At 40.2% G+C, this 23,058-nt stretch carries 23 protein-coding genes, 2 tRNA genes and 1 riboswitch; of the genes, 19 read left to right on the top strand and 6 right to left on the bottom strand.

The window, feature by feature from the left end; all coding sequences use genetic code 11:
* Positions 1 to 146: 146 nt before the first annotated feature.
* Complete coding sequence (locus P20495_RS11740; RefSeq protein ID WP_033015570.1) at positions 147 to 2,246, bottom strand: TonB-dependent receptor; 2,100 nt, start codon at positions 2,244 to 2,246, stop codon at positions 147 to 149.
* 102 nt (positions 2,247 to 2,348) lie between these two features.
* Here P20495_RS11740 and P20495_RS11735 point away from each other — a divergent pair, with 102 nt between their 5' ends.
* The 8 genes from P20495_RS11735 (at position 2,349) to P20495_RS11700 (ending at position 10,039) form a co-directional block, all read left to right on the top strand.
* Positions 2,349 to 2,747: a thioesterase family protein gene (locus P20495_RS11735; RefSeq protein WP_008135779.1), complete on the top strand. Its 399-nt coding sequence runs from the start codon at positions 2,349 to 2,351 to the stop codon at positions 2,745 to 2,747.
* A 126-nt stretch (positions 2,748 to 2,873) separates the two neighbouring features.
* Complete coding sequence (locus P20495_RS11730) at positions 2,874 to 3,272, top strand: META domain-containing protein (protein WP_033015572.1); 399 nt, start codon at positions 2,874 to 2,876, stop codon at positions 3,270 to 3,272.
* 120 nt (positions 3,273 to 3,392) lie between these two features.
* Positions 3,393 to 3,507: riboswitch (TPP riboswitch) on the top strand.
* 143 nt (positions 3,508 to 3,650) lie between these two features.
* Positions 3,651 to 5,603: a phosphomethylpyrimidine synthase ThiC gene (thiC, locus tag P20495_RS11725; protein WP_008135783.1), complete on the top strand. Its 1,953-nt coding sequence runs from the start codon at positions 3,651 to 3,653 to the stop codon at positions 5,601 to 5,603.
* A gap of 105 nt (positions 5,604 to 5,708) precedes the next feature.
* Entirely contained in the window at positions 5,709 to 6,710 is a 1,002-nt protein-coding gene (locus tag P20495_RS11720) for an FAD-dependent oxidoreductase (RefSeq protein ID WP_008135784.1), read from the top strand.
* A 6-nt stretch (positions 6,711 to 6,716) separates the two neighbouring features.
* On the top strand, positions 6,717 to 6,911 hold the full coding sequence (thiS, locus tag P20495_RS11715) for a sulfur carrier protein ThiS (RefSeq protein WP_008135786.1): 195 nt from the start codon (positions 6,717 to 6,719) through the stop codon (positions 6,909 to 6,911).
* A 5-nt stretch (positions 6,912 to 6,916) separates the two neighbouring features.
* Positions 6,917 to 7,708 carry a thiazole synthase gene (locus P20495_RS11710; protein ID WP_008135788.1) on the top strand — a complete coding sequence of 264 codons (792 nt, stop codon included), beginning with the start codon at positions 6,917 to 6,919 and terminating at the stop codon, positions 7,706 to 7,708.
* A gap of 10 nt (positions 7,709 to 7,718) precedes the next feature.
* Positions 7,719 to 9,254 (top strand): thiamine phosphate synthase, encoded by a 1,536-nt coding sequence (gene thiE / locus P20495_RS11705; RefSeq protein WP_008135790.1) that lies wholly within the window; start codon positions 7,719 to 7,721, stop codon positions 9,252 to 9,254.
* 35 nt (positions 9,255 to 9,289) lie between these two features.
* Positions 9,290 to 10,039: a HesA/MoeB/ThiF family protein gene (locus P20495_RS11700; RefSeq protein ID WP_008135792.1), complete on the top strand. Its 750-nt coding sequence runs from the start codon at positions 9,290 to 9,292 to the stop codon at positions 10,037 to 10,039.
* A 724-nt stretch (positions 10,040 to 10,763) separates the two neighbouring features.
* On the opposite strand, the gene asd is transcribed toward P20495_RS11700, so the two are convergent.
* A complete protein-coding gene (gene asd / locus P20495_RS11695; RefSeq protein WP_007378748.1) occupies positions 10,764 to 11,630 on the bottom strand; it encodes an archaetidylserine decarboxylase in 867 nt (288 codons plus the stop codon).
* Positions 11,631 to 11,645: 15 nt separating this feature from the next.
* Positions 11,646 to 12,704 carry a small ribosomal subunit biogenesis GTPase RsgA gene (gene rsgA, locus P20495_RS11690; RefSeq protein WP_007378747.1) on the bottom strand — a complete coding sequence of 353 codons (1,059 nt, stop codon included), beginning with the start codon at positions 12,702 to 12,704 and terminating at the stop codon, positions 11,646 to 11,648.
* Between the two features lie 120 nt (positions 12,705 to 12,824).
* Between rsgA and orn the strand changes: the two genes are divergently transcribed.
* The 3 genes from orn (at position 12,825) to P20495_RS11675 (ending at position 13,979) form a co-directional block, all read left to right on the top strand.
* Positions 12,825 to 13,370, top strand: coding sequence for an oligoribonuclease (orn, locus tag P20495_RS11685; RefSeq protein ID WP_008135796.1), 546 nt, complete (start codon positions 12,825 to 12,827; stop codon positions 13,368 to 13,370).
* A 337-nt stretch (positions 13,371 to 13,707) separates the two neighbouring features.
* Positions 13,708 to 13,783: transfer RNA gene (locus P20495_RS11680), tRNA-Gly, on the top strand.
* Positions 13,784 to 13,903: 120 nt separating this feature from the next.
* Positions 13,904 to 13,979, top strand: a tRNA-Gly gene (locus P20495_RS11675).
* Between the two features lie 231 nt (positions 13,980 to 14,210).
* Here the strand turns inward: P20495_RS11675 and P20495_RS11670 are convergent.
* The 3 genes from P20495_RS11670 to P20495_RS11660 form a co-directional block, all read right to left on the bottom strand.
* Positions 14,211 to 14,639, bottom strand: a complete 429-nt coding sequence (locus P20495_RS11670; RefSeq protein WP_008135799.1) for a secondary thiamine-phosphate synthase enzyme YjbQ — start codon at positions 14,637 to 14,639, stop codon at positions 14,211 to 14,213.
* Entirely contained in the window at positions 14,636 to 15,103 is a 468-nt protein-coding gene (locus P20495_RS11665; protein ID WP_007378744.1) for a chemotaxis protein CheX, read from the bottom strand. Before P20495_RS11665 ends, P20495_RS11670 begins: the two co-directional genes overlap by 4 nt.
* Before the next feature lie 77 nt (positions 15,104 to 15,180).
* Positions 15,181 to 15,618: a transcriptional repressor gene (locus tag P20495_RS11660; RefSeq protein ID WP_033015589.1), complete on the bottom strand. Its 438-nt coding sequence runs from the start codon at positions 15,616 to 15,618 to the stop codon at positions 15,181 to 15,183.
* 94 nt (positions 15,619 to 15,712) lie between these two features.
* On the opposite strand from P20495_RS11660, the gene P20495_RS11655 reads away from it, so the two are divergent.
* The 8 genes from P20495_RS11655 (at position 15,713) to P20495_RS11620 (ending at position 23,052) form a co-directional block, all read left to right on the top strand.
* Complete coding sequence (locus P20495_RS11655) at positions 15,713 to 16,333, top strand: MarC family protein (RefSeq protein WP_007378742.1); 621 nt, start codon at positions 15,713 to 15,715, stop codon at positions 16,331 to 16,333.
* A gap of 967 nt (positions 16,334 to 17,300) precedes the next feature.
* Positions 17,301 to 17,765 carry a hypothetical protein gene (locus P20495_RS11650; RefSeq protein ID WP_008135805.1) on the top strand — a complete coding sequence of 155 codons (465 nt, stop codon included), beginning with the start codon at positions 17,301 to 17,303 and terminating at the stop codon, positions 17,763 to 17,765.
* Between the two features lie 57 nt (positions 17,766 to 17,822).
* Entirely contained in the window at positions 17,823 to 19,499 is a 1,677-nt protein-coding gene (locus P20495_RS11645; RefSeq protein ID WP_242401474.1) for a methyl-accepting chemotaxis protein, read from the top strand.
* 393 nt (positions 19,500 to 19,892) lie between these two features.
* Positions 19,893 to 20,825: a tRNA dihydrouridine(20/20a) synthase DusA gene (gene dusA, locus P20495_RS11640; protein ID WP_008135808.1), complete on the top strand. Its 933-nt coding sequence runs from the start codon at positions 19,893 to 19,895 to the stop codon at positions 20,823 to 20,825.
* A 244-nt stretch (positions 20,826 to 21,069) separates the two neighbouring features.
* On the top strand, positions 21,070 to 21,750 hold the full coding sequence (locus P20495_RS11635; RefSeq protein WP_008135810.1) for a PspA/IM30 family protein: 681 nt from the start codon (positions 21,070 to 21,072) through the stop codon (positions 21,748 to 21,750).
* 9 nt (positions 21,751 to 21,759) lie between these two features.
* A complete protein-coding gene (locus P20495_RS11630; RefSeq protein ID WP_008135811.1) occupies positions 21,760 to 21,966 on the top strand; it encodes a PspC domain-containing protein in 207 nt (68 codons plus the stop codon).
* Positions 21,967 to 22,136: 170 nt separating this feature from the next.
* The gene (locus P20495_RS11625; protein ID WP_007378285.1) at positions 22,137 to 22,463 is read left to right on the top strand and encodes a hypothetical protein; all 327 of its coding nucleotides are present in this window, start codon (positions 22,137 to 22,139) and stop codon (positions 22,461 to 22,463) included.
* A 79-nt stretch (positions 22,464 to 22,542) separates the two neighbouring features.
* Positions 22,543 to 23,052 carry a copper chaperone PCu(A)C gene (locus P20495_RS11620; protein WP_008135815.1) on the top strand — a complete coding sequence of 170 codons (510 nt, stop codon included), beginning with the start codon at positions 22,543 to 22,545 and terminating at the stop codon, positions 23,050 to 23,052.
* Positions 23,053 to 23,058 lie beyond the last annotated feature (6 nt).

The following is a 23,058-nucleotide window of genomic DNA, read 5'->3' on the forward strand; positions in this document are numbered from 1 at the left end:
TGCGAATTTATTTCGCGCTCTGTAATTTAACTTTATAAAAAGCGAGGTATAAAACCTCACCTACAAATAAAAACAACCGCGTTTAATTTAAACGCGGTGTTTTTATTGCTTGCTGTAGCTTTCATTTGAAAGCCAACGGCTGTGCTTTACAGATTAAGTGTAAACGTAACACCTGCTACGCGAGGCTCACCTAATTGTGTGTAGGTATGTGTTGCGTAGCCATCTTGTGGGTCGTTACCAAATTCAAAACCACGTGTAGGGACTGTTTCGTCAAACACGTTACGAGCCCATGCGCGAACTGCCCACATGTCTGCTTCATAGCCAAAGCTTAAATTAACTAAGTTACTGCTTGGTGCCTGTGAGTTATGACTATCAGAAAAATAGTAATCGTCCTTACCTTCAATACCAACCATACCGTAAAGCTCATTAGTAAAGTTATAACGAGCAGTAAACGCATATTGGTATTTAGGTGACTGTGCCTGTTCACGACCGTCTTGATTTAAGCCTGATTGTGTTACAAAGTCGTCTATTTCAGTGTTTAAGTAACCAGCGCTACCTGTTAAAAACAGATTATCAGTTAGTTGGTAACTACCTTCAACTTCTAGTCCGTAATTGCTGCCAGAACTTGCGTTATCAACATAACCGGTAAATTGCTGACCTTCTACTTGCCATGCTTTTAACTGAATATCATCGCGGTGCATGTAAAATGCAGCTAAGCGAAGTGTAAATTTGTCATCAAGTGATGAGCCTTTAACGCCGAATTCGCCACTCCATAAATATTCAGGGTCGAAACTGGTGTGTTGCTGGAAAAAATCAGCGCTTAGGTTTAAGCCTTCATCTTTCGCTTTAGCAAGCGCTTCTGAATTAATACCACCGGCTTTGTAGCCACGCGTAATACTTGTGTAGATCATAGTGCGGTCAATTACTTGATACTCTAGCGCAATTTTACCGCCAACCATTACATCGTCAGTGTCTTGTATAAAGCCATTGCTATCGGTGTAGTCACCTTGGTATTGCTCTACACGTAAACCTGTAATGAGTGTTGTTTTAGAACCAATTGGAGTCGCTACTTGACCATATACTGCAACGTTACTGGTTTCGTAAGTTGAAGAAAACGGGCTTGCTAACCATGTGTATTGGCGCTCTAAATCAACATCACGGTTTTGGTAATAAATACCCGCAACCCAGTTACCTGTTTTAGAATTAAATTGTAAATCTACAGATTGGTCATCGCGATCGCGGCTGTAAAGATCGGTTGAGCTGTATCCATCAGGATGTAAGCCAGCAGCACATAACTGTGGTTTACTTGCATCGTTACATACCCAGTCTTCGTCAAAGCTGTAAAGTAACTCGGTATCAATAGCCGATAGGTTTAGATTTACATCAAAAGCGTCAAAGCCCGTGTAAGTATTCTTAATACCTATTGCGTAGCTTTCTTGGTTATCTTGCCCTGGATCGTCCGCAACACTATTGCGGCTGTTATCAAGCGTAAACGCATCGTAACCATTGTTTATGTCAATATAGTGAAGGTTTAACTCAGTATTTAAATGCTTTGTAAGCTGGCTGTTTAATTTAAAACGCGCTACTTGCTCGTCTTGATTTTGTGTTTCGTCATTTAAGTACAGGTTATCTACGTAACCGTCTGACTTTCTGCGAAAGTAGCTAACGCGTGCGCTAGTGTCATCTGTTAAGCCTGTGCTTGCTGCAATGCCTGCTTCGCGTGTGTTGTATGTGCCAGCACCTACTTGTAATTTTAAACTTGGATCGCTTGTGGCTTTAGCTGAACCCATTTGGATCATGCCGGCCATACCGTCTGCGCCAAAGCGAGTGCCTTGTGGGCCGCGATAAATTTCTACTTGGTCTATATCAAATAATAATGAGCTGCCACCAAGGCCAGAATAGTTAATACCATCAATTACTAAGCCTACAGATGGATTAATAGGATCTACAAATTGTGAACGAAGTCCCACGCCACGAATTTGAATATAACGACCGCGCGACGCGCCAGAAGTAAAGTTTACATTGGCGGTACTGCCTAATATTTCGTCTAAGTAACTTGCACCACGTAGATTAATTTCTTCTTCGCTGAATAAGCTTGCGCTTGCGCTTAAGGTTTGAATGCTTTCGCGTTGAAAATCGCCAGTTACAACAATTCTTTCTAGGTTGCTATCGTCAGCGTTAGCTGCAAGTGGTGCACCAAGCAGCGGTAAAAGTGCTGCGGTAATTAAAGACAAACGTAAGTTCATTAGGTTACTTAACTCCATTTTAGGGACTCGTATGGTAGCAATTATTTGAGCACATGTGCTATAAACTCGGCAATTATACGTTAAATAATTAGGATTATTAATATGACCTTTAAAGTTGACTTTAAAGTGCGTGATTACGAATGTGACTTACAAGGCATTGTAAATAACAGCGTCTATTTTAATTATTTGGAGCACGCTCGCCACGAATTTTTATACGCAAATGGTATTGATTTTGCTCAGTTAGCAAAAGATAAAATTAATCTAGTCGTGATGCGCAGCGAAATGGATTATAAGCATTCGCTCTTACCGGGTGATGAGTTTTATGTGGCTGTAGAGCCGCAGCGCATAAGTCGCCTTAAATTTGCTTTTAAGCAAACGGTTGTTCGTAAATACGATGAAAAAGTAATGCTCAATGCACTAATAATAGGAACGTCGGTTAATGAAAAAGGCCGCCCATTTTTGCCTGAGCAAATAGATAATGTATTCAAAACTACAACTTAGTGCGTAGTAGCGTAACTTTTGAACTATCATAGAACAAAAATTTACATTTTAAACATGCATTTTTAACGGATAAATCGCATAAATATTGTTATTATTACAGTAATTAGACAATTAGTTAGTAGTAGCATGAAATTAGCAGCAATACCGATGCTTATAATCGGTTTATGTGTTGGTTGCGCATCAACAGGGACGGTTACCAGTGAGCAGCTTAAATACACCCAATGGCAATTATCACGTGTTGATGGTTTAGCAATTCCACCTTCGTTTAATGCATCAATGAGCTTTATTGAAGCACTGCAAGTAAACGGTTTTGCTGGCTGTAACAAATTTTTTGGTGAAGGCTCGCTTGAAGAAAGTAACCTTACCGTAAGTAAATTAGGAATGACGCGCAAGTCGTGCGGCGAAGACCTTGATGAGTTTGAGCAGCAGTTATTACAAGCCTTAAAGCAAGGTGCAGAGCTTAAAATGCAAGACCAGCAATTAGTCATGCAAGGCGAGCAAACATTTGTGTTTATCCCTAAATAATTTTAAGTTTTTGAAAAACAGCCCCTTGCGGGCAGTTTTTAACTGACGTACACTCAGCGCAGATTTGATGAATAATATATCAAATCAACGAACAAAATTTATATATCAATATTTATATATCAATACTTGTCGGAGTGCCAAAGCTAAGTAATTAGTTTGTGGCTGAGATCGCGAAAGCGGGATCCGTGAACCTGATCAGGCTAATACCTGCGTAGGGAACAAGCTGCCTAAAATAGGACGCTTGTGCGTCTTTTTTTATGCGCACAATAAAGCGATTTTAATTATTTTAGGCTGCAAAGTAGCATGTACGCTACTTTACGATCTTTCTCTATTCCTCGGAATATCTGACAAGACAACCCTTAAGCAATGAGGCAAGTCATGTCAAACACTACAAATAAAGCGTCGCGCCGAGAAACTCGCGCTGCCGCGTCTGAATATATTTATAACTTAACGGGTCAACCGTTCCCAAATTCTCATAAAGTATACGTTGAAGGTACTCAACCAGGCGTGCGCGTTGGTATGCGTGAAATCACGTTAAGTGATACGTTTATTGGCGGTACAGATGAAAACCCTGTTTATGAGTCAAACGATCCGCTTCGCGTTTACGATACTTCGGGCCCGTATACCGATCCTAATTTTGAACTAGACGTGCGTAAAGGCTTACCAAAATTTCGTGAACAATGGATTGAAAACCGTGGTGACACTGAAATTTTAGAATCAGTGACGTCGCAGTTTTCGCAGCAGCGCATGGCAGATGAAGGGCTGGATCATATTCGCTTTGATCACTTGCCAAAAATTCGCCGTGGTGTCGCTGGTAAAAACGTAACGCAAATGCACTACGCACGCCAAGGGATTATTACTCCTGAAATGGAATACGTAGCCGTTCGCGAAAATATGGGACGTGCAGAAATTCGTAAAGAATTACTAGCCGCGCAGCATAAAGGCGAGTCGTTTGGTGCGAGTATTCCTGAATTTATTACCCCAGAGTTTGTACGCGACGAAATAGCCCGTGGTCGCGCTATTTTACCAAATAATATAAACCATCCAGAAACAGAGCCTATGATTGTCGGTCGTAACTTTTTAGTTAAAGTTAACGCCAACATTGGTAACTCGTCGGTCAGCTCATCTATTGAAGAAGAAGTAGAAAAAATGGTGTGGTCTACCCGCTGGGGGGCAGACACCGTGATGGACTTATCAACGGGTCGTTACATTCACGAAACCCGCGAATGGGTTGTGCGTAATTCGCCTGTACCTATTGGCACAGTACCGATTTATCAAGCGCTTGAAAAAGTAAACGGTGTGGCTGAGGATTTAACGTGGGAAATTTTTCGCGATACGCTAATTGAGCAAGCCGAGCAGGGTGTTGATTACTTTACTATTCATGCGGGTGTATTACTGCGTTATGTACCAATGACGGCTAAACGTGTAACCGGTATTGTGTCGCGCGGTGGCTCAATTATGGCTAAGTGGTGTTTAGCGCATCATAAAGAAAACTTTTTATACACTCACTTTGAAGATATTTGTGAAATTTTAAAACAATACGATGTGTGTTTTTCACTCGGTGATGGACTTCGACCTGGTTCGATTGCTGATGCCAATGATGAAGCACAGTTTAGTGAGCTGCGCACATTAGGTGAACTGACTAAAATTGCGTGGAAGCACGACGTGCAGGTATTTATTGAAGGTCCAGGACATGTGCCAATGCACATGATTAAAGCCAATATGGACGAGCAATTAAAGCATTGCGACGAAGCGCCATTTTACACTTTAGGCCCGTTAACGACAGATATTGCACCAGGGTACGATCATATCACCTCAGGTATTGGGGCGGCCCAAATAGCATGGTACGGCTGTGCAATGCTTTGTTATGTAACACCTAAAGAGCATTTAGGTCTGCCAAATAAAGAAGATGTTAAAGAAGGCTTAATTACCTACAAAATTGCAGCGCATGCCGCCGATTTAGCAAAGGGGCACCCAGGCGCGCAAGAGCGCGATAACGCGCTATCAAAAGCACGTTTTGAGTTTAGATGGCATGATCAATTTAATATTGGTTTAGATCCAGAGCGTGCTCGTGAATATCACGACGAAACCCTTCCGCAAGAATCAGGCAAAGTGGCTCACTTTTGCTCTATGTGTGGCCCTAAATTTTGCTCAATGAAAATTAGCCAAGAAGTACGCGATTACGCTAAAGATTTAGAAACACGCGGTATTGATCCAAATGACGCTGGCGAGGCTATTGAAATCAAAATGATTGATGTAGAAGCCGAGATGAAAGCTAAATCTGCCCAGTTTAAGCAAACAGGCTCAGAAATTTACCACAAAGCGGTATAGCAATAAGTTAGATACAGATGTAGGTGAGGTTTTATACCTCGCTTCTTTAAATATTAAGAAGTGCGAGTGAATTCGCACCTACTAATAACTGCTTTTGGAGGTTTTATGTTTTATAACATTGCTGTGGTGGGTTTTGGTTTAGCAGGGCGCTTAGCCGCCCTTGAGCTAAGTAAGTTGCATCATGTAACGGTGTTTGAAGCAGACGATGAGCAAACCCCAAATAGCGCCGGTAAAGTGGCAGCAGCCATGCTGGCGCCGCTGGCTGAGTCGGTGTTATGCGAGGCTGATTTAGCTTTAATGGGGCTTGATTCAATGAAGCGCTGGCCAGAAATAGTGAGTGAACTTGAGGGGGATGTGTTTTTTCAGCAGCAAGGCACATTGGTTGTTGCGCATCAGCAAGATAAAGGCGATCTACAAAGCTTTACTCAGAGAATAAAGCCCATAGCAGGGCACAGCGCTCAGGCATTGAATGCTCAGCAAATAGCGCAGTTAGAGCCAGAGCTTGCTAATCGGTTTAACCAAGGTCTATTTTTACCCTGCGAGGGGCAAATAGATAACCAAGCCTTTTATAAAGCAAGTTTTACCATGCTCAACAAGCGCAAAGTTAAGTGTGTGTTTAACCAGCGCGTAACCATTAAAAACGGTGAAATAAATAATCGACCATTTGACTACATTATAGATTGTCGTGGGCTTGGTGCTAAAAGTGATAAACCGCTTAGAGGTGTGCGCGGTGAAGTCGCAAGGCTATATGCACCTGAAGTAAATTTAACGCGACCTGTGCGTTTAATGCATCCGCGTTACCCAATTTATATAGCGCCTAAACCTAATCATGAATATGTAATTGGTGCGACCGAAATAGAATCGCAAGACAATGGCGCCGCAACAGTGCGATCAACTCTTGAGTTACTTTCAGCGGCTTATACCGTACACAGCGGATTTGCCGAAGCACGACTACTTAGTATTCAAACCGGATTACGCCCCGCATTTAGCGATAACCGCCCAGAAGTATTGCAAGTTGGTAATGTAATTAGCATTAACGGCTTGTATCGACATGGTTATATGTTGGCACCGGCATTAGTGGCGCAAGCAGTTTCACGAATAGAATGAGAAAAAATGAACATTACAATTAATGGCGAGCTACTTAATGTTAATAGTAAAGCACTCGTCGAGGTACTTCAAAGTTTTGGTGCAGTCGCACCTTTTGCTGTGGCTGTTAATGGCGAATTTATTCCACAAAGTCGGCACGGTAACTATGTACTTAATGAAGGCGACAGTGTTGAGTTGCTGTCACCCATTCAAGGCGGATAAAGCTCATGCAAACTAAAGACTGTTTAACTATTTATGGAGAGCAAATAAATAGCCGTTTATTAATAGGCTCTGCACTTTATCCGTCGCCTGATATTATGACCCAATCAATAGTTGCCTCTGGGGCTGAAATTGTTACCGTGTCGCTTAGGCGCCAACAAAGTGCAGCAGCCGGTGATGACTTTTGGCAGTTAATAAAAAATACAGGCTTAAAAATACTGCCTAATACCGCAGGGTGCCACAGTGTTAAAGAGGCCATAACGCTTGCAAAAATGTGCCGTGAGGTATTTGCCACCGACTGGATTAAGCTAGAGCTGATTGGCGATGATTACAATTTACAGCCTGACCCTTTTGCGTTACTTGAAGCGACAAAAATATTAATTAATGATGGCTTTAAAGTATTACCTTATTGCACCGATGACTTAGTACTTTGCCAGCGCTTAAATGAGCTAGGGTGTGAGGTGCTTATGCCGTGGGGTGCGCCAATAGGCACGGGTAAGGGCTTGTTAAATAGTTATAATTTAAAAACTATTCGAGAGCGCTTACCCGATACCACATTAATAGTAGATGCAGGTTTAGGTTTGCCATCGCATGCCTGCCAAGCACTCGAAATGGGGTATGATGCGGTATTATTAAATTCAGCCATTGCAGGGGCGGGTTGCCCAATTACTATGAGCCGCGCATTTAAAGGCGCAGTTGAAGCAGGGCGCTTTGCATATCAAGCAAAAGCGATGCCGGAAAAAGACGTTGCAGCCCCATCAACCCCAACAATGGGTATGCCATTTTGGCATCAGCAGTGAAGGAAAGAATATGAATAACGTAGTATGGACAATTGCCGGTTCTGATTCTGGCGGCGGTGCCGGTATTCAAGCTGATATAAAAGCAATGCAAAGTTTTGGTGTACATGGCTGCACGGCAATCACGGCGCTTACTGCACAAAATAGTTTAGGCGTAGAGGCTATTAATGCAGTGTCTACCGATATTATTGAATCGCAGTTACTAGCGCTTGAAAAAGACATGAAAGCCAAAGTGATAAAAATTGGCATGTTAGCCAATGTGCAGCAAATTCAGTTGATCAGCGAACATATAAGCCACTATAAAGCTAAGTGGCCTGCGCCTCCCGTTATTGTATATGACCCTGTTGCTATTGCCTCAAGCGGTGACTTACTAACAGAAGAAGACACCGTCAGCGCAATAAAAGAATGTTTACTGCCGCTGGTTGATGTAATAACCCCAAACACCCACGAAACACAGTTATTAACCGGTGTGTATTTAATTGGCCCAGCTGCAATAAAAGAAGCGGCTAATAAGCTATTAAGCTGGGGTGCAAAAGCCGTTGTTATTAAAGGCGGACATTGGGATTACCCAAGCGGTTATTGCATTGATTATTGTGTAAATAATTTTACACAAAATGCTGAAGAATACTGGTTAGGCAATCAAAAAATACAAACACCGCATAATCACGGCACCGGATGTAGCATGGCTTCGGTAATTGCTGCGTGTTTAGCTAAAGACTACCCATTAAAAGATGCCTTTATTTTAGCTAAAGCATATATAAATCAAGGATTAAAACAGTCGGTACGCTACGGCGAAGGGATTGGACCGGTTGCCCATACATCGTTCCCCACTAATTTAGATGACTACCCACAAGTGATTGAGCCGGGGAGCTGGCTGGGTGATGAGCTTGATTTTGATGTGCCGCTTGATTTTAATATGGCTGCTGATTTTGCACCTTGTGAAAGTAAATCGCTTGGCTTATATGCGGTTGTAGATAGTACCGATTGGCTAGAAAAATGCTTACAACAAGGCATTAAAACAACGCAGTTACGTGTTAAAAATAAAACGCAAGACGAGCTGGATGAGCTCATTAAGCACGCTGTTGAGCTGGGCAAGCAATACAATGCGCAGGTTTTTATAAACGATTACTGGCAGCTAGCTATTAAACATGGTGCGTATGGTGTGCATTTAGGGCAAGAGGATTTAGACATTGCTAATTTAGCCGCTATTAAAGACGCTGGGCTAAGGCTTGGGCTTTCTACTCATGGTTTTTATGAAATGCTGCGTGCGCATAATTATCGCCCTAGTTATATGGCATTTGGTGCTATTTACCCAACCACCACCAAAGACATGACAGGGCAAATACAAGGTCTTGAAAAGCTGATTAAATTTGTGCCTCTTATGCAAAGCTACCCAACAGTAGCAATAGGTGGGATTGATTTAAGCCGTGCTGAGCAGGTAGCTAAAACAGGCGTAGGCAGTGTTGCCGTAGTGCGTGCGATTACCGAGGCTGATAATTACGTAGAGGCTATAAGCGCTCTGCAAGTGGCCATAAGCAGTGCCAATTAAAACTAACAAGGGTAATACTAATAAGGCTAATAAACGTGAGTGAGCTAAGCGATAAAGAAACCCTGCGTTACAGCCGCCATTTATTGCTTGAAGAAGTTGGGCTTGAAGGGCAATTAGCACTTAAATCCTCAACGGTTGCAGTTGTGGGTGCTGGTGGGTTAGGTAGCTCAGCACTTTTATACTTAGCCGCTGCAGGTATTGGAACGCTTATTTTAATTGACGATGATGAGGTTGAGCTTTCAAACTTACAGCGCCAAGTGCTTTATAAAATAAATCACTTAGGACAAAGCAAGGTCGCTGCAGCGGGTAAAGTATTAGCGAGTCTTAATAATCAAATAAACATAGTAACGCATTGTCAAAAGCTAGATGAGAGTAATGCAGCTAATATTCTAAAAGGTGCTGACATAGTACTTGATTGCTCTGATAACTTTAGTACTCGCTATAGTGTTAATCGTTATTGTATTGCTAATAAAACACCGTTAATTTCTGGTGCTGCACTCGCAACCAAAGGGCAGTTAATGGGCTTTGATTTTAGGCAAAGTGATAGCCCATGTTATGGCTGTGTTTTTCCACAAAGCGAAGCTACACCGGTTATAAATTGCAGTAATGCAGGGGTAATTAGCCCGCTACTTGGTGTAATAGGCTCTATGCAGGCGCAACTTACGCTCAATTTATTGCTGGGGCATGCAGAGGGGTGTGTGTTTATAACCTTTGATGCGCTTACTTTCAAGCAACAGTATTTCAAAGTGATTAAAGATTCAGAGTGTAAAGAGTGTGGTAAATAGGTTTTTGAGGGGCTTGTGTCTGTTATTACATGTGGCGTTAAGAAACTAAAAGCTGCGCTTTTCACGTGAGCAAGCTCTACGTCTACAACACATCAAAACTTCTGCACCAAGCTTGTAGACGCACAGCTTGCTGGCGTGATGGGAGAAGTCCATAAAAATATAAACGCTACAAGCCTGCAATTACATATAAACCAAAAGCTGACGCTTTTAACGTGATCAAGCTCTACGTCTACAACGCATTAAACTTCTGCGCCAGACTTGTAGACGCACAGAGCTTGGTGGCGTGATGGGCGAAGCCCATAAAGATATAAACGCTATAAGCCTGCAATTACATATAAACCAAAAGCTGCGCTTTTCACGTGAGCAAGCTCTACGTCTACAACACATCAAAACTTCTTCACCAAACTGTAGACGCACAGCTTGCTGGCGTGATGGGCGAAGTCCATAAAATATAAACGGTGCAGCCTACAATTATATAAACCAAAAGCTGACGCTTTTAACGTGAGCAAGCTCTACGTCTACAACATATCAAACTTCTTCACCAAACTGTAGACGCACAGCTTGCTGGCGTGATGGGCGAAGCCCATAAAAATATAAACGCTACAAGCCTGCAATTACATATAAACCAAAAGCTGACGCTTTTCACGTGAGCAAGCTCTACGTCTACAAAATAAAAAACCGCGTTTAAATAACGCGGTTTTTTGATTTCTAATTAACGATTGATTTAGTCGTTAATTTTTGCAAACGCAGTACCTAAGCGAGTAACCACTTCTGGTAGTTGATCGTCCAGTATTTCAGCCTTATCAGCACCCCATGCAAGTACCACAGTAGAGCCTAATTTAAAGCGACCCATTTCTTCACCCTTTTTAAGCGTGATAGCGTTATCGCCAGTGGTTGGGTATTTCCAACTAAATACATCGCTACCAGCTGGTGGCGTGACAGTACCTGCCCAAATAGTTTCTATGCTGGCTACAATTGTTGCGCCAACAAGTACCATAGCAAGCGGACCAATCTCAGTTTCAAAAATTGCGACTACTCGTTCATTACGTGCAAACAAGTTAGGCACGTTTTGCGCTGTAAGTGGGTTTACTGAAAATAAATCACCTGGCACGTAAATCATTTTGCTTAGTGTGCCATCAATTGGCATATGAATACGGTGGTAATCTTTAGGTGCTAAATAAATGGTGGCAAACTTACCGCCTAAAAATGGTGTTGTATCATCTTGTGAGCCGCCTAGTAGCGCTTGTAAGCTGTAATCGTGACCTTTAGCTTGTATTAGCTGTCCGTCAACAATATCGCCTAGCTGGCTGATTGCGCCATCCACTGGATGAGTGATGATATTGCTATCTTCTACCATTGGGCGCATGCCGTCTTTTAGAGGGCGAGTAAAAAATTCATTAAAGCTTTTATAATGAGCCGGATCTGGGTATTGGGCTTCGCTCATATCTACTTTATATTGCTTAATAAATAGTTTAATTAAAGTCGTTGTTAAAGCACCTGCTTTAGCTGCGGCTAATTTTCCCACTACGCGTGAAATAAAATGTTTTGGCATTGCGTACTGCATTGCGATTTTAAATTTGTCTAAACTCACAGTATTTATCCTAAATTATACGCGAGGCGCACGGGCGCCTGCACGGCCATCGGCCATTGTTTCTAAAATTCGGTGGTAGCTGTCAAAGCGCAATTGAGAAATTCTTCCATCGGCTACAGCTTCTTTAACTATACAGCCAGGATCGTTTAAATGTTTACAGTCTCTAAAGCGGCACCCGCCTATAAATTCTCTAAACTCTTTAAAACACCACGTTACACGCTCAACATCTAAATGCCATAAACCAAATTCACGAATTCCTGGTGAATCGATTAGGTTACCGCCACTTGGTAAATGGTGAAGGCGTGAAACAGTTGTTGTATGCTGGCCTAGGCCGCTGTTTTCAGATACTTCTTTAGTTAATATTTCAGCGTTAGGTAATACAGTGTTAACGAGGGTTGATTTACCCACACCACTTTGACCAACAAAAATGTTATTTTTACCAACAAGTACTTCTTTTAATTCATCAATACCATTGCCCGATATATTACTAACAAGGAGTACTTGGTAATCAAGTTTACGGTAGATATCGAGAACTTTTTGTATTTCACTAAGACCAGCATCATCAATTAAATCTATTTTATTGAGTACTAAAATTGGCTCAATACCCATATCTTCACAGGCTATTAAATAGCGGTCGATAATACTTGGGGTAAACTCAGGTAGTACCGCCGATACCATGAGTATTTGATCAATGTTAGCTGCAATAACTTTTACACCATCGTAAAAGTCAGGGCGGGTAAGTTGTGAGCGACGCTCTTGCGTGGCTTCAATTACTCCGGCTAAATCACCTTCACTTACTTTGGCACGGCGAAACAATACCTCATCACCACACACTAAATTTGACACGGTACGGCGTATATTACAACGCAGTACATCGCCGTTCTGTGTTTCGACATCGGCGTGTTGGCCAAAACGACTGATCACAATTGCGCTCTCGACCTGACCTAAATTATCGGTTTGCCATTCTTGCGCGCCTTTTTTAGCTGGTTTTGAGTCTGCGCTATTAATGCGCTTTTGGTGGTTGGCCTTGATCTGACGAGATTGGCCTTTACTTAATTTTTTCTGTTTTGCCACTGGAGGCCTATAACCTTAGTTAAATGTCGCTTTTCCTAAAAAAAGCTTTAGCTCGACGGTTGATGCTAATATGATATATCGAAATGCGTTGGATCTAAAGGAAAGCACCGCTTAGGTATTATGACTATTAATAAATCAAATTTAATTTGGCTCGATCTTGAAATGACCGGACTCGAACCAGAGACCGATAAAATACTCGAAATTGCGACGGTTGTCACTGACGCAGACCTGAATATATTAGCCGAAGGGCCAACTATAGCTATTCATCAAAATGATGAATTACTAAATGGTATGGACGAGTGGTGTACGACTCAACATGGTAAATCGGGTTTAACAGCGCGCTGCAAAGCAAGTACCTTTGATGAAGCCTATGCTGTAGAGCAAACTTTAGCGTTTTTAAAGCAGTGGGTACCAGCAGGCACTTCGCCAATGTGTGGTAATTCAATTGGTCAAGACCGCCGCTTTATGAATAAATATATGCGCGAGCTTGAAGACTTCTTCCATTACCGAAATCTCGACGTAAGTACTATTAAAGAATTAGCACGTCGCTGGAAACCTGAAGTGCTTGCTAAAGTGAACAAAAAAGGCTCACACCTTGCTTTGGACGATATTAAAGATTCGATTATGGAATTAAAAATCTATAGAGAAAATTTCTTTAATTTGTAAAAAACACTTGCAAACACTCCGTATTATTGTAGAATCCTGCCCCGCTCAAGACGATAACCCACGCGGGGTTAGTGTGTTTGAGTGATTGAATTACCATCAATAAATGCGGTACTAGCTCAGTTGCTAGAATGTTGAACGCGACCTGTCGCGCTTAAGCGTAAAATAACTGAAGAAATAGAGAATGCGTTACTAGCTCAGTTGCTAGAATGTTGAACGCGACCTGTCGCGCTTAAGCGTAAAATAACTGAAGAAGTGAAAATGCGGTACTAGCTCAGTTGCTAGAATGTTGAACGCGACCTGTCGCGCACCAACGTAAAATAACTGAAGAAGTGAAAATGCGGTACTAGCTCAGTTGGTAGAGCGCGACCTTGCCAAGGTCGAGGTCACGAGTTCGAGCCTCGTGTACCGCTCCAATTTCTAACCAAAAGAAATTGTAGTGTTGAATTAAAATGTAATGCGGTACTAGCTCAGTTGCTAGAATGTTGAACGCGACCCGTCGCGCGCCAACGTAAAATAACTGAAGAAGTGAAAATGCGGTACTAGCTCAGTTGGTAGAGCGCGACCTTGCCAAGGTCGAGGTCACGAGTTCGAGCCTCGTGTACCGCTCCAATCTTTTTATATCCTCAAAATTTTCTGTATTAAAAATCACAAATAAAATTATAATTTAAAATCTCTCTTATTTATTTTATTGCATATGTAATACTCAGCATTGAAGTTTTGGTTGTTAGAAGCTATCGCTTCTCGCGCGAGCTCTGCGCCTACAATAAAGGTATTGTACTTTGAAGTTATGAGGTATGAGTGAGGTAGGAGGAGTCAATAATTTGAAATCGAGAGCTTTTATTAAAGCCGCTCCCCCTGAATCGTTGCTATAATACGCCTAGCGCCACCAGAGTTGCGATGTTCACCTAAGTAAATACCTTGCCATGTACCTAGTGCTAAATACCCATTAGAAATAGGAATAGTTAACTCACAGCCCAATGTGCTGGTTTTAATATGTGCGGGCATGTCGTCATCGCCTTCATAATCATGGCGGTAATAAGGCTGGCATTCAGGAACGAATTTATTGAAATGGCTTTCCATATCCATACGTACCGTAGGATCGGCATTTTCGTTTATAGTAAGGCTAGCGGAGGTATGTTGGATGAATAGGTGTAACAAGCCTACTGTGTAAGTAGTAAGTTCAGGGAGTTGAGACAATATTTCGTCGTCAATTAAATGAAAACCCCGCGAGCGAGGTTTTAATACTATGACCTTTTGTTGCCAACTCATAGCTTATCGAAACTAACTTCAATATTTGCATTACCAGCATCGCTAGTGAATGGCATGATGATTTTTTTACCTTGGCTTTTATGGGTAATTGTATGCCCTTTCCCTGATACGACAATAGGTGTTGCCATATCAAAATCAAAGCCTTTTTCACCTAATAAATTTTTAGCGCCACCGGTAACCATATTAGTAATTTCGCCAACCATATCGGTTACTTCTTCATCAATTGAATCAGGGCGTTCGCCTAGCATGCGTTCCATAATAGTTAATGCAAGCTCTTCATCAAAGGTAATTGAAAATGAACCTTTAGTTTGTGGGCCTACCATGCCAATAAGGCCAGACACATCACCACAGGCTATTTCATCTGTTTTGATACGTGGCTTACCTGGCTTTAATTGAGTTTGAGCCATGGTACTTAATACATTTATCAAAGAAGATAAAAAAGGATTGATGAACTCTACATTCATATTGCTTACTCTTAAATTGATACTATGAAAATGACTATAATTATATTAAGTATAGCCAATATGGGTAACTTTGAGGGCTAGGATGTCCTACAAGAATCACATTTTCCATGTGCTTCGATAGTTTGTCCTGAAACAACAAATCCACCCTCAGCCGCTAAGTTATTAAGCTCATGCGAAATAACGGTAGAGTGTAACTCTTTTACAAAACCACAAGTATCGCAAATTAATAACTGTACGGGATGAATATGATCAAAATGATGACACAGCATAAATGCATTTGTGCTTTCAATTTTATGAATAAAGCCTAGTTCGGCCAAAAAATCTAAGGCGCGATATATAGTGGCGGGTTTAGCACCTGACTCAGTTACTTTTAATTGTTCAAGTAAGTCATAGGCCCCCACGCCACCTTGGGCACTAGCGAGTAAGCGAAATACTTTCTCACGAATGGGTGTGAAACGTGCGCCACGGTTATCACATACTTGTTTTGCTTTACCTACGAGTGATTCTATATTCATCATTCTCTTATCCTTACGCTACCGTGATATACTAACATACTGTGTTGTAGTTGCAGCGTTTTTATTAGACGCTTTTTATCTAGGAAACCCAGTAATGCATGAATTATTAGCCATATTTATCTTCTTTTTTGCGGTGATAGACCCCATTGGCACTGTGCCTGTATTTATTGCAGTTACTCGCGGTGAAGATGAAAAATTTAAGCGCAAAGTAATATTTAAAGCCGTAGGTGTATCTGCCATCGTGCTTTTATTTTTTGTTGTAGCGGGTGAGCAACTACTTAATGCCATAGAAATTCCGCTTTCAGCATTTCAAATTGCTGGCGGCATAGTATTACTTATTTTTGCACTTTCAATGATATTTGGTGAAAGCAAACCAGAAACAGAAATAAAAAGTGTTCGAGATAGCACTGAGACTGCCATTTTCCCACTGGCTATTCCTTCTATAGCAAGCCCTGGTGCTATGTTGGGGGCCGTGTTGATGACTCGTAACGAAGAGCATACATGGGTTGAGCAGCTAATAACATCATCAACGATGTTAGCGGTGTTGGCTATTGTCCTAATTTTATTGCTCTTAGCTACGCATGTGCATAAATTAATTGGTGACAGTGGTGCAAGTATAATAAGTAGAATAATGGGGCTTATTTTGAGTTCAGTTGCGGTAACAAATATTTTAAGCGGTATTGCTCATTACTTTGGTTTGCAAGTGTTTACTTAAAGTCGTTGCGATTTTAGGAGACCATGACATTATATTTACTAACTTGAATTTGAAATAATTAATCACACGTAACGATATTTATGATTGGGAAATATTGGGTTTGCGTGTAGTAGGCCTACTGCTTATATGCAAATTACTCTTGCTGCCATTATGCGTATTTTAAATGTAATTTTTGATTTTAAAATGTATTGTTGTTTTTGAGTGCAGTTTGGCCGTGTTTTATTAGAACGATATAATACTAAACGCAACCCTTTACTATATCGTTACAGTCTTAAATTGCTCACTCGTAGCGTTGTGTAAATTAAAGTAGGTATTTTTTATAGTACCAATCCTCATAAAAGTTTTAGCCTAGGAGCAGTTTATCTTTTGAGATTTAATTTTTAGCTGTGTGTTTGTTTTTTAGGCAAAATAGAGCCTGTGTCGTGAATAAATAGGCGATAATGCAGTACAAATATGCGCCGCCCTAATGGGGGGGTAGGGACGATTAACCTTCAGTTACTTACATTGATGAAGTTAAGTAGGCACGAGCTAGGCATAGAAGCTTTACTCGGTTTTTACTTACTCTTACAGGGATGCAAGCCATTAGAGTTACGCAGGAGCAGTTACCGAAACCACTTGATTACAAACCTCGCGCCGCGATTTAATCGCCCCTAGATTGAACAAATTTCTATTCACAAAGAACAACACGGCCTAGCTACAGTGCAATTTAATTATTGTTAATAGACCTCAAATCTAAGCCGATTGGTGTAAGTAAAATAGTATTGTTTTTATTTTTTAACTGATTTTATAAAAAATTTTACTAAGTAAATAATACTGCCTATATTTATTAACAATACCACCCTGCATGTAGAATAAATGTTTTTCTTAATTGTTTATTAGTTATTACATTTTTGGCTTTGTTGTAAGGAATACTAACGTGATGTGATGCTGGAGGGTTTGTTTGTTTCCTTATTTACAAGAGAAGATTATGAAAAATAAAGTTTTAAAATTTACAGCGTGTTTTTTTATATTTTTGACTCCTGCTGTTCAAGCGGGTGACGAGGTGAAACATATACCAGGCGTTTTTATTGGCACTACACATTTTGACAGTGAAAGTGAGTTTACGTTTGGTGTTGAGTATGAATATAAAATCACTCAAAAATGGGGCGCCGGAGTGGTATTTGAGCGTACAAATGATGCACATCATGGCGATGGTACTGCTGTCGCTTTGGCTTCGCTCTATTATCACCCGACTAAAAATGTTCGTTTAGGGGTGGGTTATGGTGAAGAGCGTATAGGCGGAGCTCATCCTCATAATGAGGATTTATATCGTATTAGCTCAGCCTATGATTTTCATGTCGGTGATTTTGGTATAGCACCAACGATAGCTATTGATTTTATTGATGATGAAGAAGCAGTAGTTGTCGGTTTAGCTATTACTCGACCTTTTTAAGTTTTTACTTTGTAACAGTAAAGTTAGGTTTAAGCCTAAAATATGAAGGGGTCTAAAATGTTAAATAAGTTATCTATTACAAGTAAAATATACTGCCTAGGAATATCACAAATATTTTTAATGGTGGTAATTGGGATTATATCTTTAACACAAATGAACAAAATTGGTATAGAGCTGGTTGATATAGCTGAGCGAGATATTCCGCTCAGCAACATGCTTACTACAATGTCTGAGCACAAATTAGAACAAACGATATTTTTTCAGCGAGCTTTATTACACGCAAGTTTAGAACCAGGTAAAGCCAATGAAGAAATCGAGAATAAACTCACGTCATTAACGCAAAAAATTCAAAGTGAATTTAATAAGTCAGAAAAATTTGTCACCGATTCTATTGATTATTTACACAGTGAAGAGGCAAAAGCGAGTTTTACTTCGCTAGCGAGTGACCTGAAGCTTTTAAATAAAGAATACCAAAGTATTTCTCTGAATATTAATGACATTATTGAGGCCACTAAAACGCAATCCGTTGGCAGCTTGGATGATAAAATAAAGTTAATAGAAGTCGCAGAAGATAAATTTGAGGAAAAACTTATAGCTTTACTCTCTCAGATCCAGCAGTTTACTTTAAACTCAGCTTTGCAAGCTGAAAATGATGAAAAGCAAGGTATTAACCTTATTCTTTATATATTTATCTTCTCCGTTATTGTGGGTGTTGTTTTGTCATATATGATTAGCAGAGCAATCGCTTTGCCTGTGAATATGCTAAAAAATAGATTAGTTGAAATAGCTGATGGCGATGGCGATTTAACGTTAAAGCTTGATGAAAGCGCCGGCGATGAAACTGGCGATACAGCAAGAGCGTTCAACAAATTTTTATCAATGCTAAGAGGGACAATAAATGAAGCTAATATACATTTATCGCAATTAGACGACTCATCAAAGTTTGCCGTAACTGTTATGCAGGAAACGGTAGTTAATGTTGAAAAGCAAAGAGCTGAAACCGAAATGGTTTCAACAGCAGTAGAAGAAATGAACTGTACAACTTTAGAAGTTGCGAGTAATACCCAGAATGCTTCTGATGTAACAGAAGCAGTCAAAGAGCGTGTATTAAAGGGCAAGGCAGAAGCTTCTGAGGCAAAAGTTGTTATTCAGCGTTTAGCTAAAGAAATAGATGAAGCAAGTACCGTAATTGAGTGCCTTGTTACAGAAACAAATAATATCGGCAGCGTTTTAGATACAATACAGAGTATTGCCGAACAAACCAATTTACTCGCTTTAAATGCTGCAATAGAAGCCGCTCGTGCTGGTGATACTGGTAGAGGTTTTGCTGTTGTAGCGGACGAAGTCAGGGCACTTGCTCAACGAACACAGGTCTCAACTGTTGATATACAAGGGCTGGTTACTCGCTTACAAAGTGAGGCGAAAAATGCGGTTGTTAGTATGAATAAAGGGATTAGTAGTGCTGACGAATGCCTTAAAAAAAGTACTGAAACGTCAGAAATATTTGCCAACTCAGCCATTGCTGTTAATGAGATTACGGACCTAAACTTACAGATTGCTACCGCAGCGGAAGAGCAGTCTGCTGTTGTAAGCGAAATAAATCAAAATTTAATTAATATTACTGATATTGCAATAGAAACATCTACAGGAGCAAAAAATACGTCAGAAGCAAATGAAAGTATCGCCCGATATATTGCTAATTTAAGAGTTAATTTGAATAAATTTAAAGTTTAAATTATGTTTTTATATAGAAGCAATGGAAGTGTGGCAATTCGGTAACATCATTACTAATTTAAAGATGTATATTTCTTTGATAATTAATGATTTTATGGGTTATGTAATTGTCTTGGGGCAGTGGTATTAGTTTGATGATTGTCGTGTACACAAATTAATGATATTTGCGTAAATTTATTAGTAGAGCCATATGGTTTATTTTAAGCTCGGCTACACCGATTGTCTTTTAAATGGTGTAGCTCATTATTTTAGCTTTTAGGTGTTTGCTTTGCATTGATGCCTGCTAGGCTTTTGTGTAAAATACAGCGCCTTTTAAGCTGTGCTTAATAACTTAATACCCTGAGGTTTGCTTTGAATAAATGTACTTTGGATAGACGCTTTTCTGTAGCCCCAATGCTTGATTGGACTGATCGTCATTGTCGTACTTTTCATCGCAAAATGACTAAACACACTGTGCTTTATACCGAAATGATAACCACAGGGGCTATCTTATTTGGTCGAGGCGATTACTTACATTTTAATAAACACGAAGGCCCAGTTGCGCTGCAACTTGGTGGCTCTGATCCTAAAGCGCTTGCGCAATGTGCAAAGCTAGCTGGTGAGCGTGGCTATGACGAAATAAATTTAAATGTAGGGTGCCCGTCAGACCGAGTTAAAAATGGCCGATTTGGCGCATGTTTAATGGCTGAACCTCAATTAGTTGCTGAGTGTGTTGCAGCAATGAAAAACGAAGTAAGCATTCCTGTTACCGTTAAAACGCGTATTGGTATTGATGAGCAAGATTCGTATGAGTTTTTGTGTGCGCTTATTGAGGCGTCGCATAAAGTAGGGTGTGATGATTTTATTATTCATGCTCGTAAAGCATGGCTCAATGGTTTAAGTCCAAAAGAAAATCGTGAAGTTCCACCGCTTGATTACCCACGTGTTTACCAACTTAAAAAAGATTATCCGCAGCTAGACTTAAGCCTAAATGGCGGTGTTAAAACAATTGAGCAGAGCCTAGAACATTTACAACATATTGATGGTGTAATGATTGGGCGTGAAGCTTACAGTAACCCATTTATGCTCAATGACGTTGATGAGAAAATTTATGGTGATACTGCAAACACGCAATCACGCCACGATGTAGTACGCTCAATGTACAGCTATATTGAAGAAGAAATGCGTTTGGGTGCTAATTTTTGGCATATTGCACGTCACATGCTCGGTATTTTTCAGGGGCAGCCTGGTGCGCGAGGTTTTAGACGCCACCTTTCTGAAAGTGGTCACGGTAAGCAAGCCGATTTATCAGTAATGGATAAAGCATTAAGCTTTGTACCCGAATAAAGCTAAGCTATAAAAGTTCTAAATTTAAGCCACTTTCAAGTGGCTTTTTTGATCCTAAAAATTAGTCAAAAGCATAATTTATTGGCTAATTACACTCTATGCTATTCAGCTTAAAGTCACTAAAAATTTAATTGTTTATTAATTATGTTGTTGATATTAGGCTTTTTTTCATTGTTTTTATGAACTTGGCACAACTCTTGGAATCTTCTTGTTGAAATTAATTAAAAATCAACAGGAGAATACCATGGGAATATTTAACCGCGTAAATGATGTAATTCAATCAAACATTGTCGCCATGCTTGATAAAGCTGAAGACCCTGAAAAACTTTTAAACCTAATGCTTACCGAGATGCAAGATGCATTGAATGAGTGTCGTAGTACAGCAGCCGCTTTATTGTGTGAAGAGAAAGTAATTAATCGCCAAATTGATACTAAAAAAACAGAATTAGCAGCTTGGCAAATTAAAGCAGAACGTGCGGTTGAGAAGGGCAGTGATGACCTTGCTAAATCAGCCTTACTTGAGAAGCAACGCGTTAACGAAAGCATTGAAAATAAGCAAAATCAACTAGAAACATTGCAAGAGTCTATTGCAAAAATTAAGGTTGATTGTGAACGCTTGCAGCAAAAAATGGCTATGGCTAAAACAAAGCAAGCTCAGTTAATGCAACGTCATCATGTTGTTATTGCTAGAGAGCGAATTAATACGCAATTACAAAGTGATAAAGTTGCCCATGCGTTGTCTCGTTTTGAACAAATAGAGCAGCGTGTTGAAGGCATTGAAGCTCAAGTAGAGGCTTATGAGCTGACTGATACAGCAAGCTCTACCAGTGCCCAAATTGAGTCGTTAGTTAAAAATGAAAAAATTGATGCTGAACTGGCTCGCTTAAAAGCGAACTTAAATACTAATTTAAAACACACTGCTTAGGAGATTGCTATGAACAGCTTTAATCGTCAACGAGGTTGGTATAAAGATACTTTGAATAAAAAAATATCGGGTGTTTGTAGTGGTTTAGCACATAGATTGGACTTTCCAGTATGGGCAACCCGCCTAGTTACTATTTTATTATTTTTGAGTTTTCCATTTGCAATTGCACTTGGTTATTTTATAGCGCATTGCAGCCTTGAAAATAAAGAGTATTAATACTAAGAGGCATAAATATTTGAACAATTTAACGAATTAAATCACTCTATAGCGTTGTTGAATTTTTTATTTAGAACAACTAGATATAAAAACTTTTGCCTAGTTATAGCGCAATTTTCTTATCGTTAAATAGACCCATATATAAGCCGGTTGGTATAAGGAGAATTACTATGAAAGCTTTGGCAGTATGTGTATTTATCTATTTATTACTGTTTACTGATTTAATAGCGTTTGTGCATGTTGATTCTTGGCAGTTACCATTATGGATTGCTGATATTAGCTGGGCAGGGCTTGAGCTTGTAGGTGCTTTGGCCGCAATTGTTGCTGTGGTTGCGGTAGTGGCTTTAATTACTATGGGATTAGTTGGAGCGGGTGTTGTGGCATTAGCTGGGACTGTTTTAGCGTTTTTATTCGGATCAATAATGATTGCATGGCCGTTACTATTTGTTGCAGTGTTGTGTTGGCTTGTTGCTGATAACAAAAAAGTAGCCTCTTAATCCTTAATTTGACTGACTATTATGGGTTAACTATGTTAAATTTAGCCTGTAATTTAATGTTTTCACTAGGGATGAAATGATGACAAAGCAGTTTTTTTCGATGGCTTCAGCGTTAATGTTAGGTTTATTTACGTCATCATTGGCGGCGCATTCAGGGCACGAGCATGGTTCTGATGTGGCTGTACTCGAAGTAACTAACGCGCAAGTGAGGGAGTTTTTACCTGCCAGTACTTCAACTGTAGGTTATTTAACCCTTATTAATCACAGTGGAGCCGCAGCAACTTTAACTAAGGCAACGATTGATGGCTTAGGGCGTGTGGAAATACACGAGCATTCACATGTAGACGGCATGATGAAAATGCAACAAGTTGAATCGGTTGTAATTAAAGCGCATGAAAGTGTTAGCTTCCAACCAGGCGGTTATCATTTAATGGCATTTGAACCATTAGAGTCATTAAAAGTAGGGCAAGAACGTAAACTCACGCTATATTTTAGTGACGGTAACCGCTTGTTTACTAATGCTCAAGTGGTGTCGCTTGAAACGCAAGCTAAGCAGTCAAAACCATCTACTCAACACGCTCATCATTAGGAGTAC

It is taken from the genome of Pseudoalteromonas sp. BSi20495 (genome assembly GCF_000241185.1).
Lineage (GTDB): Bacteria > Pseudomonadota > Gammaproteobacteria > Enterobacterales > Alteromonadaceae > Pseudoalteromonas > Pseudoalteromonas fuliginea.

What these genes read in the sequence shown, in the direction of transcription:
- orn (WP_008135796.1), top strand. Translation starts at nt 12,825, where the DNA reads ATGACTATTAATAAATCAAATTTAATTTGGCTCGATCTTGAAATGACC.
- thiE (WP_008135790.1), top strand. Translation starts at nt 7,719, where the DNA reads ATGAATAACGTAGTATGGACAATTGCCGGTTCTGATTCTGGCGGCGGT.
- thiC (WP_008135783.1), top strand. Translation starts at nt 3,651, where the DNA reads ATGTCAAACACTACAAATAAAGCGTCGCGCCGAGAAACTCGCGCTGCC.
- P20495_RS11740 (WP_033015570.1), bottom strand. Translation starts at nt 2,246, where the DNA reads ATGAACTTACGTTTGTCTTTAATTACCGCAGCACTTTTACCGCTGCTT.
- P20495_RS11730 (WP_033015572.1), top strand. Translation starts at nt 2,874, where the DNA reads ATGAAATTAGCAGCAATACCGATGCTTATAATCGGTTTATGTGTTGGT.
- P20495_RS11720 (WP_008135784.1), top strand. Translation starts at nt 5,709, where the DNA reads ATGTTTTATAACATTGCTGTGGTGGGTTTTGGTTTAGCAGGGCGCTTA.
- dusA (WP_008135808.1), top strand. Translation starts at nt 19,893, where the DNA reads ATGCTTGATTGGACTGATCGTCATTGTCGTACTTTTCATCGCAAAATG.
- P20495_RS11665 (WP_007378744.1), bottom strand. Translation starts at nt 15,103, where the DNA reads ATGAATGTAGAGTTCATCAATCCTTTTTTATCTTCTTTGATAAATGTA.
- P20495_RS11710 (WP_008135788.1), top strand. Translation starts at nt 6,917, where the DNA reads ATGCAAACTAAAGACTGTTTAACTATTTATGGAGAGCAAATAAATAGC.
- thiS (WP_008135786.1), top strand. Translation starts at nt 6,717, where the DNA reads ATGAACATTACAATTAATGGCGAGCTACTTAATGTTAATAGTAAAGCA.
- P20495_RS11620 (WP_008135815.1), top strand. Translation starts at nt 22,543, where the DNA reads ATGACAAAGCAGTTTTTTTCGATGGCTTCAGCGTTAATGTTAGGTTTA.
- P20495_RS11645 (WP_242401474.1), top strand. Translation starts at nt 17,823, where the DNA reads ATGTTAAATAAGTTATCTATTACAAGTAAAATATACTGCCTAGGAATA.
- P20495_RS11660 (WP_033015589.1), bottom strand. Translation starts at nt 15,618, where the DNA reads ATGAATATAGAATCACTCGTAGGTAAAGCAAAACAAGTATGTGATAAC.
- P20495_RS11670 (WP_008135799.1), bottom strand. Translation starts at nt 14,639, where the DNA reads ATGAGTTGGCAACAAAAGGTCATAGTATTAAAACCTCGCTCGCGGGGT.
- P20495_RS11635 (WP_008135810.1), top strand. Translation starts at nt 21,070, where the DNA reads ATGGGAATATTTAACCGCGTAAATGATGTAATTCAATCAAACATTGTC.
- P20495_RS11625 (WP_007378285.1), top strand. Translation starts at nt 22,137, where the DNA reads ATGAAAGCTTTGGCAGTATGTGTATTTATCTATTTATTACTGTTTACT.
- P20495_RS11630 (WP_008135811.1), top strand. Translation starts at nt 21,760, where the DNA reads ATGAACAGCTTTAATCGTCAACGAGGTTGGTATAAAGATACTTTGAAT.
- P20495_RS11735 (WP_008135779.1), top strand. Translation starts at nt 2,349, where the DNA reads ATGACCTTTAAAGTTGACTTTAAAGTGCGTGATTACGAATGTGACTTA.
- P20495_RS11655 (WP_007378742.1), top strand. Translation starts at nt 15,713, where the DNA reads ATGCATGAATTATTAGCCATATTTATCTTCTTTTTTGCGGTGATAGAC.
- P20495_RS11650 (WP_008135805.1), top strand. Translation starts at nt 17,301, where the DNA reads ATGAAAAATAAAGTTTTAAAATTTACAGCGTGTTTTTTTATATTTTTG.